This window comes from Pseudomonas sp. KT_2_4, from assembly GCF_041410225.1.
In the GTDB taxonomy this organism is placed as follows: Bacteria; Pseudomonadota; Gammaproteobacteria; order Pseudomonadales; family Pseudomonadaceae; genus Aquipseudomonas; species Aquipseudomonas paracarnis.
The window spans coordinates 4,983,382-5,001,274 of record NZ_CP166962.1 but is presented as its reverse complement, the minus strand read 5'-3'; the positions used below and the strand labels follow the sequence as shown (position 1 = coordinate 5,001,274).

Sequence of the window (17,893 nt, the reverse complement as noted above, 5' to 3'; positions counted from 1 at the left end):
TCTACCTCAGTTTCAGGGTGGCAAGGCCGACCAGTACCAGAATCACGGTGATGATCCAGAAGCGGACAATCACGCGTGGCTCAGGCCAGCCCTTGAGTTCAAAATGGTGGTGAATCGGCGCCATGCGGAACACGCGGCGCCCGGTCAACTTGAAGGACGCCACCTGGATGACCACCGACAGGGTTTCCATCACGAACACGCCGCCCATGATGAACAGCACGATTTCCTGGCGAACGATCACCGCGATGGTGCCCAAGGCCGCGCCCAGCGCCAGTGCGCCGACGTCGCCCATGAAGACTTGTGCTGGGTAGGTGTTGAACCACAGGAACCCCAGGCCGGCACCGATCAGCGCACCGCAGAATACGATCAGCTCACCGGCGCCCGGTACATACGGGATCAGCAGGTATTCAGCGAATTTCACGTTACCGGAGAGGTAGCAGAAGATGCCGAGCGCGCCGCCCACCATCACCGTCGGCATGATCGCCAGGCCGTCGAGTCCATCGGTCAGGTTCACCGCGTTGCTGGAGCCGACGATCACGAAGTAGGTCAGCACCACAAAACCGACACCCAGTGGGATACTCACATCCTTGAGCATCGGGATGATCAAGGTGGTTTCCACGGCACTTGGCGCGGTGGTGTACAGGAAGATCGCGGCGGCCAGGCCGAACACCGACTGCCAGAAATACTTCCAGCGGCTTGGCAGCCCCTTGGAGTTTTTCTCGATCACTTTGCGGTAGTCATCCACCCAGCCGATGGCGCCGAACAGCAGGGTCACCAGCAGCACCACCCACACGTAGCGGTTATGCAGGTCGGCCCACAGCAAGGTGCTGACGCCAATGGACGACAGAATCAGCGCGCCGCCCATGGTCGGAGTGCCAGACTTGGACAGGTGCGACTGCGGGCCGTCGTTACGAACCGATTGACCAATTTGCAGGTTCTGCAGGGTGCGGATCATCCACGGCCCTAAAAACAGCGACAAAGACAACGCGGTCAGCACACCCAGAATCCCGCGCAGGGTCAGGTACTGGAAGACCGCGAAGCCTTTGTGGAACTGTTGCAGATACTCAGCCAGCAGCAGCAGCATTAATGTTTCTCCGTACTTGAGCCACACAAGGCTGCGACGACGTTTTCCATCACCGCGCTGCGCGATCCCTTGATCAAAATGGTTGTGTGTTTGTCATGTTCAGCCGCCGTCAACGCCTGGATCAGCTCGGCCTGGCTGGCGAAATGCCGCGCGCCGGGGCCGAAAGCGTTGACCGCATGAGCCATGTTCGTGCCAACGGCATAGAGCGCGTCCACTTTGCCGGCGGCATAGGCGCCGACTTCACGGTGGCCTTGTTCAGCCCAATCGCCCAGTTCGCCGATATCGCCCAGCACCAGCACCTTGCGCCCATCAAAGCCTTTGAGCAGGTCCACAGCGGCATTGATGGAGGACGGGTTGGCGTTGTAAGTGTCATCAATCACGCGCATGCCGTTGCCAGCCAGTTGCGCCACAGTGCGGCCCTTGACCGGCTGCACCGCGCCCAGGCCCGTGGCAATACCGAACAGCGACACACCCAGGGCATGGGCGGCAGCGGCGGCGGCCAAGGCGTTGGCGACGTTATGGTTGCCCAGCAGGTTCAACTGTACGTGCTCATCACCTTGCGGAGTGTGCAAGGTGAAGGACGGGCAGCCACGGGCATCGACATTGATGTTGGAGGCGTGAAAATCGGCTGCGGCATTCAGCACTGCAAACGTCAGGACCTTGCGACCGGCAGCGCGTACACGCCAGGTCTCGAACGCCTTGTCATCCAGGTTCAGTACCGCAGTGCCCGAGGCGTCGAGGCCCTCAAGGATTTCGCCCTTGGCTTCGACGATTTTTTCCGGGCCGCCGAACTCACCGACATGGGCGGTACCGGCGTTGTTGATGATCGCCACGTGAGGCTGGGTCAGCGCCACGGTATAGGCGATTTCGCCGATGCGCGAAGCCCCCAGTTCAATCACTGCCGCCGTGTGTTCCGGAGCCAGTTCGAGCAGGGTCAGCGGTGCGCCGAAATCATTGTTCAGGTTGCCACGGGTCGCGAGTACCGGCCCGCGCGTACGCAAGACGCCAGCAAGCAGTTCCTTGACCGTGGTCTTGCCGCTGGAACCGGTAATGGCCGCCACCGGCTTATCAAAAGCAGCACGGTTAAGCGCACCCAGTTGGCCCAGGGCCAGGCGGGTGTCGGCTACCAGCAATTGCGGCAGGGCAGAATCGGCCACTTCACGCTGTACCAGGGCACCGACGGCACCTTTGGCGGCAACGTCGTTGAGGTAGTCGTGACCATCGAAACGCGGGCCGGCCAGGGCGACAAACAGCTGCCCCGACTGGATGTTACGACTGTCGATACTGACGCCGGTGAATGTGCAGTCGTTCGACAGCACACGGGCCGACAGGGCCTGGGCCAGTTCGCTGAACGTCATCGCCTTAAGCATGGGCGACCTCCCAGGCGGTCAGGGCGTGATCCGCCTCGACCAGATCGGAGAAGGCATGGCGCTCACCGTTGATTTCCTGATAGTCCTCGTGGCCTTTACCCGCGAGCACCACGACGTCGTCCGCGCCGGCACTGGCGATCAGCTGGGCAATGGCGGCGCCGCGTCCAGCCACAAACGTAACCTTGGAGGCGTCTTTGAAACCGACACGGATGTCGTCGAAAATCTGGCTCGGGTCTTCGCTGCGCGGGTTGTCGTCGGTGACAAGTACGCCGTCGGCCAAACGCTCGACGATCTCGGCCATCAATGGGCGCTTGCCGCGATCGCGATCACCGCCGCAACCGAACAGGCACAGCAGTTTGCCTTTGGCATGTGGGCGCAGGGCTTCGAGGACTTTTTCCAGGGCATCCGGTGTGTGGGCGTAATCGACCACCACCAGCGGTTGCGTGCCGCCACCCAGGCGCTGCATGCGACCGGCCGGGCCTTCCAGCTTCGGCAGTACCCGCAGGATTTCATCCAGGGCGTAGTCCAGGCCCAGTAATGCACCGATAGCGGCGAGCACGTTGCTCAGGTTGAACCGCCCGAGCAAGGTGCTGCGCAAGTGGTGCTCGCCCTGCGGCGTCACCAATGTGGCGCGCACGCCTTCATCATTGAATTGGGCTTCGCGGCAATACAGGTAGGCACTGGCATCTTGCAGGCTATAGCTGATCAGGCGCGCATCGCTGTCTTCGCCCGCCAGTTGGCGGCCAAACGCGTCGTCGAGGTTGACCACCCGGCACTTCAGGTCATTCCAGGCAAACAGCTTGGCCTTGGCGGCAGCATACGCCTCCATAGTGCCGTGGTAGTCGAGGTGATCGCGGGACAGGTTGGTCATCACCGCCACGTCAAAGGCCAGAGCAGTGACACGCCCTTGGTCCAGGCCATGGGAAGACACTTCCATGGCAACCGCCTTGGCGCCGGCCTTTTTCAGGTCGGCCAGGGTCGCTTGCACGGCAATCGGGTTTGGCGTGGTGTGCAGGCCGCTTTGCAGCGCGCCATAGAAACCGGTACCCAGGGTGCCGACGATGCCGCAGTGCTGACCCAGCAGGTCCAAAGCCTGGGCGACCAATTGGGTCACGCTGGTCTTGCCGTTGGTGCCCGTCACGCCCACCAGGTTGAGCTGGCGGCTCGGGTCACCATAGAAACGCCCGGCGATGTCAGAAAGCTGCGCAGCCAGGCCCCTGACCGGAATCAACGGCACATCGGTGATCGGCAGCACGGTGGCGCCTTCCACTTCATAGGCGACCGCAGCCGCACCGCGTTGCAGGGCATCGGCGATATGCGCACGGCCATCGAGCTTGCCGCCAGGTACCGCCAGGAACAGGTCGCCGGCGCGTACATTACGACTGTCCAGGGTCAGCTCACGAATCAGCAGATCGTGGCCGGCATGGGCAAAAATCTTGTTCAGGCTAAGAGACATCAGCCGCGCCCTCCATTGGCTTTGACAGCGGCAGCCGGTGGACCAGCGTTGGCTTGTTGCGTCGGCGGCAGGTTGTCCGGCGTGATATTCATCAAGCGCAGGGTGCCGGACATCACTTTGCTGAACACCGGCGCCGAAACCAGGCCACCGAAGTAGCCGGCTTTACTAGGCTCGTCGATGACCACGACGATGGCGTAGCGCGGGTCGCTCATCGGGCCGAAGCCCGCGAACAGCGAACGGTAGGAGTTTTCGGCATAGCCCTTGGTGCCCACCGAGGTCTTACGCGCCGTACCGGACTTGCCAGCAACGTGGTACGCCGGCACCTGGGCGCGGAATACGCCGCGCGGTGCCTCGATCACTTGTTGCAGCATGCCTTGCATGGTCTTGGCGACGTTTTCCGGGATCACTTGGGTGGCTTTTGGCGCTTCGTCGACGTGGATCAGGCTCAGCGGAACCATACGGCCGTTATTGGCCAATACAGAGAACGCGTGGGCCAACTGGATGGCGGTCACCGACAGGCCGTAGCCGTAGGACAGCGTGGCAGTCTCGGCTTTTCTCCACTCGCGGTAGTTCGGCAGGTTACCGACCCGCTCGCCCGGGAAGTCGAGGCCGGTGGGTTGGCCCAGGCCGATCTTTTGCGCCAAGTGATAAATAGTCTCGCCGCCGATATCGAAGGCCACCTTACTCATGCCGACGTTACTGGAGTTGATCAGGATGCCGGTCAGGTCCAGCACTGGCCCCTCGGTGCGGGACACGTCACGAATGGTGTACTTGCCCAACTGCAAGGTGCCTGGGTAAACCTCGACCTTGTCGCTGGGTTTCCAGCGGCCGGTTTCCAGGGCAGCGCTCATGGAGATCGCTTTCATGGTCGAGCCCGGCTCGAACACGTCGATCATCGCGCGGTTACGCATCATCGCCGGCTGAAGGTTGCGACGGTTGTTCGGGTTGTAGGTCGGCTGGTTGACCATGGCGAGGATCTCGCCGGTCTTCACGTCCATGATCACCAGGCTGCCGGCCTTGGCGCCGTTCTCGATGATCGCGTTACGCAGTTCGCGGTTGGCCAGGTATTGCAGGCGCAAATCGATCGACAACGCCAGAGGCTTGCCGGCCTTGGCGTTTTTGGTGACCTGGACATCCTTGATCAGTCTGCCGCGCCGATCCTTGATGACCTGCCGCTTGCCGGGAACGCCGGCCAGCCATTCGTCGTAGGCCAGTTCGACACCTTCGCGACCATGGTCATCGATATCGGTAAAGCCGACCATATGCGCGGTGGTTTCACCGGCCGGGTAGAAACGACGAAACTCCTCGATGCCGTAGACACCGGGGATTTTAAGGTCGAGCACTTGCTGGCCTTGCTCAGGGGTAAGCCCGCGCACCAGGTAGATGAATTCTTTGTTGGCCTGGGCTTCCAGGCGCTCGGTCAGGGCCTTGCGGTCTTGCCCCAGGGCAGCGGCCAGTTCAGGCCACTTGTCCTTGGCAACTTGCAGTTCCTTGGCGTTGGCCCACAGGGTGGTCACCGGGGTACTGACGGCCAGAGGCTCGCCGTTACGGTCGGTGATCAGGCCACGGTGCGCAGGAATCGGAATATGCCGCAGGCTGCGGGCGTCACCCTGGCCGATCAGGAAGTCGCGGTCGACGACCTGCAGGTCGAAGATGCGCCAGACAATCGCCCCCACCATCAATGCCAGCAAGCCGAGCATCAGGCGAAAGCGCCACGGGTAGAGTGCCCCTTCGAGTTTCATCATGGCGCCACCATGCGAACTTCAGCCGCGCCAGGGATGTGCATCTTCAATTGTTCAGTGGCCAGCACTTCGATACGGCTGTGAGCCGTCCAGGTGCTTTGCTCAAGGATCAGCCGGCCCCACTCTGCCTGGGCTTTGTCACGCACGCTCAATTCCCCGTACAGGGTATTGAGCAACTGGCGGTTCCAGTGGGCGCTGTAGGACACCGCAATCGCGGATACCAGCACGCCGACAAACAGCAGCAACATAAAGAAGCTGCCGCCCGGGAGGGGCTTGGCGAAAAGCTTGCTCACCGCAATTTCTCCGCAACACGCATGACGGCGCTACGGGAACGTGGGTTGGCCTTGAGTTCGGCTTCGGAAGCGAACTGCGCTTTGCCATGGATTTTGATTTTCGGCACAAAGGCTTCGAAACGCACCGGCAGGTTGCGCGGCAGGTTATCGGATTCGCCCTTGACCAGGCGACGCATGAACAGCTTGACGATGCGGTCTTCCAGGGAGTGGAAGCTGATCACCACCAGGCGACCGCCCACTTCCAAAGCATCCAGAGCGGCTTCGAGGCCGGCCTCCAGATCGCCCAATTCGTTGTTGACATGGATACGCAGGCCCTGGAACGCGCGGGTAGCCGGGTTCTTGCCCTTTTCCCAGGCAGGGTTGGCCACTTTCAGCACTTCGGCCAGGTCAGCGGTGCGTTCGAACGGCTGGATTTCGCGGCGCTCGACCACGGCACGCGCCATTCGACCGGCGAAGCGCTCCTCACCGTATTCCTTGAACACACGGGCGATTTCTTCCACCGGCGCGGTGGCGATGAATTGTGCGGCACTGACCCCACGGGTAGGGTCCATGCGCATGTCGAGGGGGCCGTCGTTCATGAAGCTGAAGCCGCGCTCCGGGTCATCGAGCTGTGGCGAAGACACGCCCAGGTCGAGCAGAACCCCGGCCACCTTGCCCGCCATGCCGCGCTCGGCAACTTCGGCCCCCAGCTCGGCAAAGCTGCGCTGCACAACGACAAAGCGGCCGTCTTCGGCCGCTAGCGCTTGCCCGGTGGCAATCGCTTGAGGGTCTTTGTCGAACCCAAGGAGTTTGCCGTCGGACCCGAGCTGGCTGAGTATCAACCGGCTATGCCCGCCCCTGCCGAATGTGCCATCGACATAGCAGCCATCCGCGCGTACGGCGAGAGCCTCGACGGCTTCGTCAAGCAGTACGGTGATGTGGTTAAAGCCGCTATCAATAGTCACAGGATCAAATCACGCAGTTCATCAGGCATGGCGCCCGGTTGTTGAATAGCAGCCAGGTCCGCTGCAGACACAGCATCCCAGGCATCTTCGTCCCACAATTGGAACTTGTTCAGTTGGCCTACCAGCATTGCGCGCTTGTCGAGCTTGGCGTACTCGCGCAGTCGCGGCGGCACCAGGAAACGACCACTGCCATCGAGTTCAAGGTCGACGGCATTACCGATCAGCAAACGCTGGAGTCGGCGGTTTTCTTCACGCAATGAAGGCAGCGCGCGCAACTTGGTTTCAATCAACTCCCACTCATCGAGGGGGTAAACACACAAACAGGGATCAACGGCGTCAATCGTAATGATTAACTGCCCCGAACTTCGCGAAATGAGCTCGTCACGATACCGGCTCGGCATAGCGAGACGGCCTTTTGCATCGAGACTGATAGCGTTAGCTCCGCGAAACACAGATGCGTTTCTCCAAATTTTAGCGTTTTACGTTCAAAAAACCCACTTTGTGCCACTTTCCGCCACTTGCGCACACTATAGGAATGCGCCTACCACACCGTCAAGGCGCGTATTCAAGGAAAAGCCTTACAGAACGGAGATTTAGGAGAGTAAAAGGAGGAGAAACGAGAGTTTTGCGATGTTTTTGACTCAACAACAGCAAATAGCTCAAAGAGCTAGAGCGCAAAGTTAAAGTAATTTATTAAGAGTAAGATTTTTTTGGTATTACGAAGATGCATCTGCCAATGATTTGGCAGGGAGGGATTCTTGCGTTACTACCGGGTTTGCGCACGAGATTCGAACGCAAGGAAAAAAGGTGGAGAGTCGATCTGTAAGCCGGGTTCTGTCTTGAACAGTCATTCGTCTACGATGGCCATCACTGGACATCTTTAGCAACCTACCCGGTCCCAGCGCGGGCCACGCCTTGGGACCCTATTTGGTCTTGCTCCAAGTGGGGTTTACCTAGCCACGAACTGTTGCCAGTCGTGCGGTGCGCTCTTACCGCACCTTTTCACCCTTACCGGCACCGAAGTGCTTAGGCGGTTATTTTCTGTGGCACTTTCCGTAGGCTCACGCCTCCCAGGCATTACCTGGCACTTCGCCCTATGGAGCCCGGACTTTCCTCCCCCCCCTAATTTTCATAGAGGGCAGCGACTGTCCAATCGACTCTCCGCCGCGAAGGTTAACGGGACGGCGGCTTGAGGACAAGTATTAAAAGTGCAGCATTGCCATCACGTTCAGACGAAATACAGATTTGGTCCCGGAACTATTCGGCCTTCTGTTTATCCAGCGCGACCTGATACAACACATTCTTGCGAACGCCAGTAATTTCCGCCGCCAGAGCGGCGGCGCGCTTGAGCGGCATTTCCTTGAGCAGCAAATCGAGGACGCGCATGGCCTCGCTGCCCACCGCGTCTTCATTCTCCGGCGCGGTCCAGCCTGCTACCAGCACCACGCATTCGCCGCGCTGCTGATTGCTGTCGCCCTCGACAAACGCTCGCAGTTCCTCCAGCGGCAACCCCTTGAGGGTTTCGAAGGTCTTGGTCAACTCCCGGGCCAACAAGGCCAGGCGCTCGCCGCCGAACACCAGCTCCATGTCTTGCAGGCATTCAAGAATGCGATGCGGGGCCTCATAAAAGATTAAGGTGCGCGGCTCTTCTTTAAGTGCCTGCAGACGCGCCCGACGCCCTACGGCCTTGGCGGGCAGGAAGCCTTCGAAGATAAAGCGGTCCGAGGGCAACCCGGCGGCCGATAATGCAGCAATCAGCGCGCAGGCTCCTGGAACAGGCACTACATTGATACCAGCGGCGCGCGCCTGGCGGACCAGATGGTAACCAGGATCGGAAATCAGGGGCGTGCCCGCGTCGGAAATCAGCGCCACGTCATCACCCGCCAAAAGACGCGTGATAAAGCGGCTACCCTCTTCACGTTCGTTGTGTTCGTGGCAGGCCGCTAATGGCGTGCTGATACCAAAATGCTGCATCAACCGTTGGGAGTGCCGCGTGTCTTCTGCCGCGATCAATTTCACCTCGCGCAACACCTTCAGCGCCCGGGCACTGATGTCGTCCAGGTTGCCAATGGGCGTCGCCACCACAAAAAGCGAGCCAGCAGTGGAATTCAAAGGACCTGGAGCAGTCAAAGCGCACACCTCGATGGTTGGCAAAAGCCACATTGTAGCGCGTAGACGCCTTGAAAATATGCCATCACGGCCGATGCCGTTTCAGCCACCGTCAGCTATTGGCAACATTTGCACGACCTAAATCCACGGTTTAACGCCATGAACATCGCGCCTGGGCCAGTGCTTGGGTACACTTCCACGCTAATTTGATCGGTATCAGGAACACTTACATGATCGCTTGCCTGCGGCTGCTCTCCGCCCTCTGCCTCGCTGCCTTGCTGGCCGCTTGCGCCAGTTCGCCCTCCTCCAGTCTTGGCGAACTGCCACGCACGCCCGATGCCAGTATCGAGCAACTGCTCGAACAGGCGACGAACGCCAAGACGCCAGAAAAAGCCGCGTTGCTGCGCCTGAGCGCGGCGGACCTGGCCTACCAGCAGAACAATCCCGGCCGCTCCTCGCAGATCCTTGCGCAAGTGCCCCTGGATGCCCTGAAGCCAGCCGCGCAAGTATTTGCCAGCACCCTGGCCGCAGAACTGGCCATGGGGCGCAACCAGCCCAAGGCGGCCTTGGCAGCGCTGAACCACCCTAGCCTGCAAAACCTGAAGGAACTGCCGACCGACCAGCAGATCCGCACCGGTACCGTACATGCACGCGCCTATGAAGCCGACGGCCAGACCCTCGCCGCCGCTCGCGAGCGGGTGGCCATGGCGCCCCTGCTGACGGCTGAAGCTGCCAGCAGCAACCACGAGGCTATCTGGGTATTGATTGCCGCGCTGCCAGCCGAACAGCTGCAAGCTACCGGCAACCCGACCCTCGATGGCTGGATCACTCTGGCCCAGGCGGTCAAGGGCGCCGGTACGCTGGAGCAACAACAAGCCGCCATCGACACCTGGCGCGCTCAGAACCCAGGGCACCCGGCGGCAGTGCAACTGCCAGCACCGCTGACCAAGCTCAAGGAACTGGCCAGCCAGCCCCTGAACAAGATTGCCCTGCTGCTGCCGCAGGAAGGTCCGCTGGCTGCTGTGGGCAAAGCGCTGCGCGAAGGCTTCATGGCGGCGCACTACCAGGCTGAGCAAGCCGGGCAGAAGCCGCCGGTCATTGAGTTCTATGACAGCTCGCGCCTGGCCTCCCTCGACGAGTTCTATGCCAAGGCCCAGGCCGCCGGTGTGCAACTGGTGGTCGGCCCGCTGGAAAAACCGCTGGTCAAGCAACTCAGCGCGCGCCCGCAACTACCTATCACCACCCTGGCCCTGAACTACAGCGAGACCGATCAGGGCCCGGCGCAGTTGTTCCAATTCGGCCTGGCCGCTGAAGACGAAGCCCGCGAAGTGTCGCGCCGTGCCCGTGCCGATGGCCTGCATCGCGCCGCCGCCATGGTGCCCCGTGGCGAATGGGGTGAGCGTGTCTACAAGGCGTTCCGCCAGGATTGGGAAGCCAATGGCGGCACCGTCATGGGCGTTGAATATGTCGACCAACCTGTGGCCCTGGCCCAGCAGATCGCCGATCTGTTCCAACTGCGCAAGAGCGAAGGCCGCGCCAAGAGCCTGCAAAGCACAGTCGGTACCGACGTCGCCGCCCAGCCTTCGCGTCGCCAGGACATCGAGTTCATCTTCCTGGCCGTCACGCCGCAACTGGCCCAGCAGATCAAGCCGACCCTGAACTTCCAGTACGCCGGGGATGTGCCGGTATACGCAACCTCCCACGTGTACAGCGCCAGCGGTGATCGTAACCAGTACCTGGACATGACCAACGTGATGTTCTGCGAAACCCCTTGGCTGCTTAATACCACCGACCCACTGCGCAACCAGGTCGCCGCGCAATGGCCGCAAGCCAATGGCAGCCTGGGCCGCCTCTACGCGATGGGCGTCGATGCCTACCGCCTGGCGCCACGCCTGGGCCAGCTCAAGGCACTGCCGGACACCCGTGTCGACGGCCTCTCGGGCAACCTGGGCATCAGCGCCAACCAGCGCGTTGATCGCCAGATGCCGTGGGCGAAGTTCGTCGGCGGCGACATTCAGCGCCTGCCCGATACCCCACGCTGATGCCCGAGCGGTCCAGCGCACACAGCGGCAAGGATGCCGAACTGCATGCACTCAACTACCTGCAACAACAGGGTCTGCGCCTTCTGGCGCAGAACTGGTTATGTAAACGCGGCGAGCTTGATCTGGTCATGCTTGACGGCGATACAGTAGTATTCGTCGAAGTCCGCTACAGAAAACACGCACAATGGGGTGGCGCGCTCGCCAGTATCGACGGGCGCAAGCGTCAAAAGCTGATACTCGCTGCGCAGTTTTTTCTGCAAAAAGAGCATCGCTGGGCTGACTGCCCCTGCCGTTTCGATGTGGTTGCCATGGAAAGCACCCCGTCAGGCACAGCTGATCTGACCTGGCTCAAAAATGCCTTTGACAGCTGATTCGCCGGGCACCTTCACCACTCATTTTTGCTCTTTGCTTTGCGGGCTGCACATTACCTGTGCCAAACAGCCGCGCTACTTAAGGTCACACAGATGGACATGCAATCCCGAATTCGCCAGCTTTTCCAGGCCAGCATCGACACCAAGCAACAGGCGATGGACGTACTTGCACCGCACATCGAGCAAGCCAGCCAGGTGATGGTCAATGCCTTGCTCAACGAAGGCAAAATGCTTTCGTGCGGCAATGGCGGTTCGGCTGGCGATGCCCAGCATTTTTCCTCCGAGCTGCTCAACCGTTTCGAACGTGAGCGCCCGAGCCTGCCGGCTATTGCCTTGACCACCGACTCGTCGACGATCACTTCGATTGCCAACGACTACAGCTACAACGAAATCTTCTCCAAGCAGATCCGCGCCCTCGGCCAGCCGGGCGATGTATTGCTGGCGATTTCCACCAGCGGCAACTCGGCCAATATTATTCAAGCGATCCAGGCCGCACATGATCGCGAAATGATTGTCGTAGCCTTGACCGGTCGCGACGGCGGCGGCATGGCTTCGCTGCTGCTGCCGGAGGACGTGGAGATTCGCGTCCCGGCCAATGTCACTGCACGCATCCAAGAAGTTCATCTGCTGGCGATCCACTGCCTGTGCGATCTGATCGACAGCCAACTGTTCGGGAGTGAAGAATGACCGTTAATCGCCTCAGTCTTTTGGCCATCACGCTGTGCGTCGCCATCAGCGGCTGCAGCTCGGCTATCACCGCTACACGGGACACCCCTATCCAGGACGACCGTGGCACACGTACCTTCGGCAGCACCATCGATGATTCGCTGATCGAAACCAAGGTCAAGGTCAACGTCGCCAAGGCGGCTACCGACCTGGGCAACGGTGCCTCGCGCATCGTGGTGACCAGCTTCAACGGTGTGGTCCTGCTGGCAGGCCAAACCCCGCGCGCCGACCTCAAGGCCCAGGCCGAGCAAGCCGCCGCCGGCGTGCAACGCGTCAAGAAGGTCCACAACGAACTGCAGGTCATGGACCCGATCACTCTGCTGGCCATCAGCAACGATGCGCTGCTGACCACCAAGATCAAGGCCCAGATGCTGACCGACAGTGCAGTGCCAGGCTCGCGGATCAAGATCGTCACCGATAACGGCATCGTCTACATGATGGGCCTGCTGACCCAGGCAGAAGCCACCCGCGCCGCCAACCTGGTACAGGGCGTGTCGGGCGTGCAGAAGATCGTGAAGGTGTTCGAATACATCGACTGATGTAGATCGAAGGTGCCTGATCGTTCCCACGCTCTGCGTGGGAACGCATCCCGTGACGCTCCGCGTCACCGCACACGCTTCAGCTTTTGCGCCAAGAGTAGGACGCGGAGCGTCCGAGCGGGCATTCCCACGCAGAGCGTGGGAACGATCAAAAAAGGGCGCCGTGCATTGACTGCACGGCGCCCTTTTTAGTGCCCAGGGGTTTACTGGTATTGCTGGTACGGGTTGCCCTGGAACTGGTTGTTCTGCTGTGGCGCCTGCTGCTGGCCAGGCTGGCCGTATTGCTGGCCAGGGATCGGGCCGAGGTTGACCTCGACACGACGGTTCTGGGCACGGCCATTCACGTCGGCGTTGCTGGCAATCGGGTTATCCGGGCCGGCCCCGCGTGCGCTCAGGTTGGCACCGTTGACACCTTGGGAGGTCAGGTAGTTGGCCACGCTCTGCGCACGGCGCTGGGACAGGTCCATGTTCAGTTGACGGCTACCGGTGCTGTCGGTGTAGCCAACGATCTGGATGGTGTTCTGGTTGAACTGCTTGAGGGAGTTGGCCAGGTTGTTCAGCGGCTGATAGAAGCTGCTGGAGATCGCGTCCGAGTTGGTGGCGAACGTAATGTTACCCGGCATGATCAGCTTGATCTGGTCGCCCTGGCGCTGCACCTCAACCCCGGTATTGGCCATGCTTTCGCGCAGTTTTTTCTCCTGCTGGTCGGCGTAGTAGCCGTAGCCCGCCGCACCGGCACCCGCAACGACTGCGCCAATCAGCGCGCCCTTGCCACGGTTGTTATGGTCGATGGCTGCACCGGCCAATGCGCCAGCCAGCGCACCGAGGCCGCCGTACTTGGCGGTTTTGCTCATGCCGCTTTCGGAACCATTGCTGGCCTGTCCCTGGCTGCCGTCATAAGGGTTAGGTGAAGCGCAGCCAGACAACAGGGCTACGGCGGTAGCGACAACAAGCAGACGACGCGGAGTGAACATGAAGGAAGCTCCTACTTTTGCATTCTGTGATGCAGAGGACATTGGCAATGGACCTGTGCCGAGTTTGGAACGCGACAAACGGCAAAAATTCCGTGCAGGGGTGCGTAAAGCATAGCTGTCTTTGGCTCGGGCCTGTGCCTGTGTGTCTGTACCGGCTTGTATCAGAGCCGACAACCCATCACGCACGCACGAAAGGATTCTCCCGCATCTCATCGCCCAGCAACGTATCCGGCCCATGCCCAGTGACCACCGTCGCGCCTTCGTCCAGCGTATACAGGCGCTGCTTGATCGACCGCACAATCGTCGCCTGGTCGCCGCCCCATAAATCCGTACGCCCTACCCCGCGACGAAACAAGGTATCGCCGGCGATCAACAGCTTGGCGTCGGCAAACCAGAAACTCATCGAGCCCGGTGTATGCCCTGGGGTGTGCAAGGCCACGCCGCAGCCGCAGGCCAGTTCTTCGTCATGCTCCAGCCAGCGATCCGGAGACGGCACCGGGACGTAGGGCACGCGAAACATCTGGCATTGCATTTCCAGGTTGTCCCACAGAAATTGATCATCCTTATGCAGGTGCAACGTAGCACCGGTCTTTTCCTTCAATTGGCCGGAAGCCAGGAAATGATCAAGGTGAGCATGGGTGTGGATAATGCTCACCACCTTCAGGCCCAGCGCATCAAGGCGCGCCAGAATCAACTCGTGATTGCCGCCGGGGTCGACGACGATGGCTTTTTTAGTGATCGGGTCGCCAATGATGGTGCAGTTGCACTGCAACGGGCCGACGGGGAAGGTTTCTCGTATTAACGCGGACCTTGCGGCTTCCATAGGTGTTCCTGTGAAATTAATGGCACATTTTTGGCACCGTCCGAAAAGCGATGGCGACGTTTAGGAAGAAAGGCCCCACCACTGGCACGCTCAAATCAGACGTAAAAGGTGGCCCCAACAGACACGCACATTCAATACCCAAGCGGATGCGAAAAAGTGGGCGATCATGATTGAGCAGGAACGCGGGGATATTTGTCAGTCGTAGTGAAGCTGAATCGACTTCTTTCACTAACGCTTTGGAATTTTACGCAAAAGAGGTGACTAGCCAAAAGCGAAGCAGCAAGTCAAAGCTCTCACGAATCCAGGCTATACAACGCCCCCCCCCGGTAGCTCTCAGATCACTTGCCAGCATTCGTGGAGCCGATACGACACGCGCCTCGAAGAAGGTATTGCAGCGTCTACAGCGCGCCGAGAACTGGCCTTGGTTTCTCATGTCTTCACAATTGCCCGCAAAGAATGGCGCATGGCGTCATTGAGTAACCCGGTCGACCTCATCCGTCAACCATGCGTTGATAATGCCCGTGAGCGACGAATGCTAAGTACTGATGTGTGGATACCTAAAGATGGTGATTTGTTGCACGAGCACCTGGACGAACTCGAGATGAGTTTCCGCCACTCTCGCTCGGCCGAGCTCCCAAAAAATTATAATCTCCGCAGTGGAGACAGCGATGCGTCGCAGCGAAATGGCCGACTTACAAAGTGCCGACGTTAATATTCATAAACCAGTCGCTCTGCTACCGATGACCAAAAACGGCTCTTCCCGTGGAGTTCCACTCTCAAGAAAGGCAGTTGAGATACTGAAAAGCCTTACTGAGCGTGACGATGGTCGCTGCTTTAAAAGCCGGCCCGACTCAATCACCAAAGCATTTGCAGATGCTATTAGCGACGCACGCAACGCCTATGCAAGAGGCCTATCGCTTCATCTCAAACAAAAAAACATCCCAGGAGAAAATCGACAAGCGCATCAGCGCTGATCCGTTTCTGATAAATTTGCGTCTCCACGATTTACGCCATAAAGCCACCTCGCGCCTGGCGGAAATTTTCCCACTACATGAGCTCACAAAGATCATGGAGCACCAGGACGCTCGGACGCTGATGCGCTACTACCACCCCAAAATAGAAGACCTTGCAAGGAAGCTGAGCTGAAACCGTTCAAAGCAAAAGCCCAAACCCCTTCCATTCAGCCGAAACGCACCCTAGTATCAAGAGATAGGCCGCTGCACGAACCTCAAAAAAAATTCGTGCCCTACCGAATCAGATAACGGACTCTTCAGTACTCAAATGCTCAAGTCATTTTCAGTTGAAAACTATCGATCCTTTTCGCGAAAACAAGATATTGAATTGCGTCCATTAACGCTTTTCTTTGGCTGGAATAGTGGAGGAAAAAGCGCATTACTCCGCTTTTTACCGCTAGTCGCAGAGTCACTTAGAACTGGTGGCTCACCGATCTGGCTAGGGGGGGAGGTCGGACGCCAAGCGACATGGCCATCCCTAGTGTCCAAAGCAACGGGGCGAGACGCTCTGTCTTTTTCGCTTAGCTGGGAAGAACCGCAAGAACTCACTGCGGAATGGAAGATCAAAGGTGATCTCCAAGGCCGCTGGCAGGAAATAGAATCGCTAGTAATTGACGGAGAAATAAATGATCCATCAGCTCGTAAATGGCTAGGGCTACTCCCAGAGAAAAAAAATGGAGTACCGCTTCCCGATGGCCTAACCAGGGCCCGCGAGAATCTGCTTGAGATCAGAGATCAAGTGCAGTGGATAGGTGGAGTTCGTAGCCGAGTTCCCAGAGCAACAATTTCCAGTGGTGATGCACAGCCTCTTATAAACCCGAATGGCTCTGACGCGGTTGAGCATCTAGTTTCAGCACAATTGAAAAGCACCGCAAACCCAGTTCTAGAGGCGACAAATAGTTTCTTTAATGAACTAAATGAACAACTTATTCTAGACAACCCGGCTGACGGCATATGGCGCGTCATTGTTCAACCAACTGGCAGCCCACATGTCCGAGTAGACCTGTGCGATACAGGAGAGGGCTACTCACAAGTTCTGCCAGTTCTAGTCGCACTTGCCCGCGCACGCACGGGCGGCCCAAAACTATTATGTTTAGAGCAACCAGAACTACACTTACATACACGCGCTCAGGCGGAGCTAGCAAGACAACTAATAACCACGGTAAAAAGTTCTAACACCCCACAAATCCTCGTTGAGACTCACTCCGAGGTACTACTAACAAGCATACAACTAGCAATTGCCAAAGGCGAAATCGCTCCGGAGCTTGTTCGTGTCTACTGGATCGAATCCCTTCAAGATGGAACCAGCGATGCAATTTCTGTAGATTTTAACGAAAAAGGTCAAGCAGAAAACTCCACTTTGAGCGGCGCCTTTGCAGAGGCCGTACAACTCGGCCAAGACCTTATCACCATGCAACTTTCTGCAGTTAAATCATGATAGCCATATTATCAGATGGTGTAATCGACACCTCATCAAAAACAGCGGACGTTATCAAACTACATAAATTATTTGGATTTGCAGCAGAGGGGAGGCACGTTCTCATTGCAGCCTCTACCGACGAGGCTTCTCGTTGGCTAGATACTCTTGACCCTCCGACACGCGCCATCTACCAACAGGCTCTACTGCTGTCGATTAGATCATCATCAACTCTTTCTATAAATACTGCCACGGTTCGCATAACGGCTACTGACACCCCTGCTAACTGGGACAAATTTTCAGCAACTTTAAACATAAACGATGCGTTAAATCTACTTCAAGAACCACTTGGAATTCTACTGGAAAATGCTAACAACGATTGGCATTTTTTGAGACGTATCATTCGCAGCTCAGAAAGGGTAAAGCTACAACGAGCCATAGACGCTCGTTGGGCGGAACCACTTCACGGTGGCGGTAGCGACCTAACCCAGCGCATAGCCGAACGAGCGAGCGTAGTTACAAAAAGACTTCGAACCTTTGTGCTCTTTGATAGTGATCGTCGTCATCCAGACGAACTAAATCCTGATTGGGCGCCTCAAGCTCCAGAAGCGTGCCAGGGATTTACTACCGAAAAAGTTGTAACCGAAGCTGCAATTGGTGGTTACTGGAGACTCAACAGACGGTTTATAGAGTCTTATATGCCAAAGCAAGAGATGACCCAAGTCTCCGCATTAAAAATTGAAACTGTAGATGCCTTTTTCGACTAAGCAGGCAAGAACAATGGCACTTCAATATAAAAAAAGGATTCAAAGATGATGCGAAAGTTGAGAACGCGCATCGCGCAAAAAATTTATATGCCAACGTGAGCCCAGAGGACAAAGAACTACTTCATGATGGTCTCGGCAGAAAGGTAGCAGATCGCTACAGTGCCTCAGAGGCAATAGAGTTTGACTGGGATCAGGATGCACGACAAGAAGCATTGCGCGCCGT

At 58.4% G+C, this 17,893-nt stretch carries 17 protein-coding genes, 1 other RNA gene and 1 pseudogene; 8 read left to right on the top strand and 11 right to left on the bottom strand.

Annotated elements, in window-relative coordinates; translation table 11 throughout:
- Position 1: 1 nt before the first annotated feature.
- The 9 genes from mraY to rsmI form a co-directional block, all read right to left on the bottom strand.
- Positions 2–1,084 (bottom strand): phospho-N-acetylmuramoyl-pentapeptide-transferase, encoded by a 1,083-nt coding sequence (gene mraY, locus AB9N64_RS23050; protein ID WP_003188670.1) that lies wholly within the window; start codon positions 1,082–1,084, stop codon positions 2–4.
- Complete coding sequence (murF, locus tag AB9N64_RS23045; RefSeq protein ID WP_020301254.1) at positions 1,084–2,454, bottom strand: UDP-N-acetylmuramoyl-tripeptide--D-alanyl-D-alanine ligase; 1,371 nt, start codon at positions 2,452–2,454, stop codon at positions 1,084–1,086. Before murF ends, mraY begins: the two co-directional genes overlap by 1 nt.
- On the bottom strand, positions 2,447–3,910 hold the full coding sequence (locus AB9N64_RS23040; RefSeq protein ID WP_019816948.1) for a UDP-N-acetylmuramoyl-L-alanyl-D-glutamate--2,6-diaminopimelate ligase: 1,464 nt from the start codon (positions 3,908–3,910) through the stop codon (positions 2,447–2,449). Before AB9N64_RS23040 ends, murF begins: the two co-directional genes overlap by 8 nt.
- On the bottom strand, positions 3,910–5,652 hold the full coding sequence (locus AB9N64_RS23035; protein ID WP_019816949.1) for a penicillin-binding protein 2: 1,743 nt from the start codon (positions 5,650–5,652) through the stop codon (positions 3,910–3,912). The genes AB9N64_RS23040 and AB9N64_RS23035 overlap by 1 nt, the downstream gene beginning before the upstream one ends.
- The gene (gene ftsL / locus AB9N64_RS23030) at positions 5,652–5,945 is read right to left on the bottom strand and encodes a cell division protein FtsL (protein WP_003188663.1); all 294 of its coding nucleotides are present in this window, start codon (positions 5,943–5,945) and stop codon (positions 5,652–5,654) included. Before ftsL ends, AB9N64_RS23035 begins: the two co-directional genes overlap by 1 nt.
- Complete coding sequence (rsmH, locus tag AB9N64_RS23025; protein ID WP_003188661.1) at positions 5,942–6,889, bottom strand: 16S rRNA (cytosine(1402)-N(4))-methyltransferase RsmH; 948 nt, start codon at positions 6,887–6,889, stop codon at positions 5,942–5,944. The genes ftsL and rsmH overlap by 4 nt, the downstream gene beginning before the upstream one ends.
- Positions 6,886–7,341, bottom strand: coding sequence for a division/cell wall cluster transcriptional repressor MraZ (mraZ, locus tag AB9N64_RS23020; RefSeq protein WP_003171868.1), 456 nt, complete (start codon positions 7,339–7,341; stop codon positions 6,886–6,888). Before mraZ ends, rsmH begins: the two co-directional genes overlap by 4 nt.
- A gap of 355 nt (positions 7,342–7,696) precedes the next feature.
- An RNA gene (gene rnpB, locus AB9N64_RS23015) (RNase P RNA component class A) lies at positions 7,697–8,050 on the bottom strand.
- Positions 8,051–8,146: 96 nt separating this feature from the next.
- Positions 8,147–9,052, bottom strand: a complete 906-nt coding sequence (gene rsmI / locus AB9N64_RS23010; protein ID WP_020301255.1) for a 16S rRNA (cytidine(1402)-2'-O)-methyltransferase — start codon at positions 9,050–9,052, stop codon at positions 8,147–8,149.
- A gap of 176 nt (positions 9,053–9,228) precedes the next feature.
- On the opposite strand from rsmI, the gene AB9N64_RS23005 reads away from it, so the two are divergent.
- From AB9N64_RS23005 to AB9N64_RS22990, 4 genes are all read left to right on the top strand, one after another.
- Positions 9,229–11,040: a penicillin-binding protein activator gene (locus AB9N64_RS23005; RefSeq protein ID WP_014716968.1), complete on the top strand. Its 1,812-nt coding sequence runs from the start codon at positions 9,229–9,231 to the stop codon at positions 11,038–11,040.
- Positions 11,040–11,411 (top strand): YraN family protein, encoded by a 372-nt coding sequence (locus AB9N64_RS23000; RefSeq protein ID WP_014716967.1) that lies wholly within the window; start codon positions 11,040–11,042, stop codon positions 11,409–11,411. Before AB9N64_RS23005 ends, AB9N64_RS23000 begins: the two co-directional genes overlap by 1 nt.
- 93 nt (positions 11,412–11,504) lie before the next feature.
- A complete protein-coding gene (locus AB9N64_RS22995) occupies positions 11,505–12,098 on the top strand; it encodes a phosphoheptose isomerase (protein ID WP_007904374.1) in 594 nt (197 codons plus the stop codon).
- Complete coding sequence (locus tag AB9N64_RS22990) at positions 12,095–12,676, top strand: BON domain-containing protein (RefSeq protein WP_003188655.1); 582 nt, start codon at positions 12,095–12,097, stop codon at positions 12,674–12,676. Before AB9N64_RS22995 ends, AB9N64_RS22990 begins: the two co-directional genes overlap by 4 nt.
- 203 nt (positions 12,677–12,879) lie before the next feature.
- Here AB9N64_RS22990 and AB9N64_RS22985 read toward each other — a convergent pair whose 3' ends face one another.
- Both AB9N64_RS22985 and AB9N64_RS22980 read right to left on the bottom strand, forming a co-directional pair.
- Positions 12,880–13,650: an OmpA family lipoprotein gene (locus AB9N64_RS22985; protein WP_019816951.1), complete on the bottom strand. Its 771-nt coding sequence runs from the start codon at positions 13,648–13,650 to the stop codon at positions 12,880–12,882.
- Between the two features lie 178 nt (positions 13,651–13,828).
- Positions 13,829–14,473 (bottom strand): MBL fold metallo-hydrolase, encoded by a 645-nt coding sequence (locus AB9N64_RS22980; RefSeq protein ID WP_371359680.1) that lies wholly within the window; start codon positions 14,471–14,473, stop codon positions 13,829–13,831.
- 668 nt (positions 14,474–15,141) lie between these two features.
- On the opposite strand from AB9N64_RS22980, the pseudogene AB9N64_RS22975 reads away from it, so the two are divergent.
- From AB9N64_RS22975 to AB9N64_RS22960, 4 genes and pseudogenes are all read left to right on the top strand, one after another.
- Positions 15,142–15,258 (top strand): annotated as a pseudogene (locus AB9N64_RS22975) (site-specific integrase); the annotation flags it as partial.
- A 37-nt stretch (positions 15,259–15,295) separates the two neighbouring features.
- Positions 15,296–15,619, top strand: a complete 324-nt coding sequence (locus AB9N64_RS22970) for a tyrosine-type recombinase/integrase (RefSeq protein WP_234452001.1) — start codon at positions 15,296–15,298, stop codon at positions 15,617–15,619.
- Between the two features lie 135 nt (positions 15,620–15,754).
- Positions 15,755–16,924 carry an AAA family ATPase gene (locus AB9N64_RS22965; RefSeq protein WP_371359679.1) on the top strand — a complete coding sequence of 390 codons (1,170 nt, stop codon included), beginning with the start codon at positions 15,755–15,757 and terminating at the stop codon, positions 16,922–16,924.
- Positions 16,921–17,670: a hypothetical protein gene (locus AB9N64_RS22960; protein WP_371359678.1), complete on the top strand. Its 750-nt coding sequence runs from the start codon at positions 16,921–16,923 to the stop codon at positions 17,668–17,670. Before AB9N64_RS22965 ends, AB9N64_RS22960 begins: the two co-directional genes overlap by 4 nt.
- Positions 17,671–17,893 lie beyond the last annotated feature (223 nt).

Excerpts from the sequence above, each read along its gene's own strand:
- mraY (WP_003188670.1), bottom strand. The coding sequence starts at position 1,084 with ATGCTGCTGCTGCTGGCTGAGTATCTGCAACAGTTCCACAAAGGCTTC.
- murF (WP_020301254.1), bottom strand. The coding sequence starts at position 2,454 with ATGCTTAAGGCGATGACGTTCAGCGAACTGGCCCAGGCCCTGTCGGCC.
- AB9N64_RS23040 (WP_019816948.1), bottom strand. The coding sequence starts at position 3,910 with ATGTCTCTTAGCCTGAACAAGATTTTTGCCCATGCCGGCCACGATCTG.
- AB9N64_RS23035 (WP_019816949.1), bottom strand. The coding sequence starts at position 5,652 with ATGAAACTCGAAGGGGCACTCTACCCGTGGCGCTTTCGCCTGATGCTC.
- rsmI (WP_020301255.1), bottom strand. The coding sequence starts at position 9,052 with ATGTGGCTTTTGCCAACCATCGAGGTGTGCGCTTTGACTGCTCCAGGT.
- AB9N64_RS23005 (WP_014716968.1), top strand. The coding sequence starts at position 9,229 with ATGATCGCTTGCCTGCGGCTGCTCTCCGCCCTCTGCCTCGCTGCCTTG.
- AB9N64_RS23000 (WP_014716967.1), top strand. The coding sequence starts at position 11,040 with ATGCCCGAGCGGTCCAGCGCACACAGCGGCAAGGATGCCGAACTGCAT.
- AB9N64_RS22995 (WP_007904374.1), top strand. The coding sequence starts at position 11,505 with ATGGACATGCAATCCCGAATTCGCCAGCTTTTCCAGGCCAGCATCGAC.
- AB9N64_RS22990 (WP_003188655.1), top strand. The coding sequence starts at position 12,095 with ATGACCGTTAATCGCCTCAGTCTTTTGGCCATCACGCTGTGCGTCGCC.
- AB9N64_RS22985 (WP_019816951.1), bottom strand. The coding sequence starts at position 13,650 with ATGTTCACTCCGCGTCGTCTGCTTGTTGTCGCTACCGCCGTAGCCCTG.
- AB9N64_RS22980 (WP_371359680.1), bottom strand. The coding sequence starts at position 14,473 with ATGGAAGCCGCAAGGTCCGCGTTAATACGAGAAACCTTCCCCGTCGGC.
- AB9N64_RS22970 (WP_234452001.1), top strand. The coding sequence starts at position 15,296 with ATGGTCGCTGCTTTAAAAGCCGGCCCGACTCAATCACCAAAGCATTTG.
- AB9N64_RS22965 (WP_371359679.1), top strand. The coding sequence starts at position 15,755 with ATGCTCAAGTCATTTTCAGTTGAAAACTATCGATCCTTTTCGCGAAAA.
- AB9N64_RS22960 (WP_371359678.1), top strand. The coding sequence starts at position 16,921 with ATGATAGCCATATTATCAGATGGTGTAATCGACACCTCATCAAAAACA.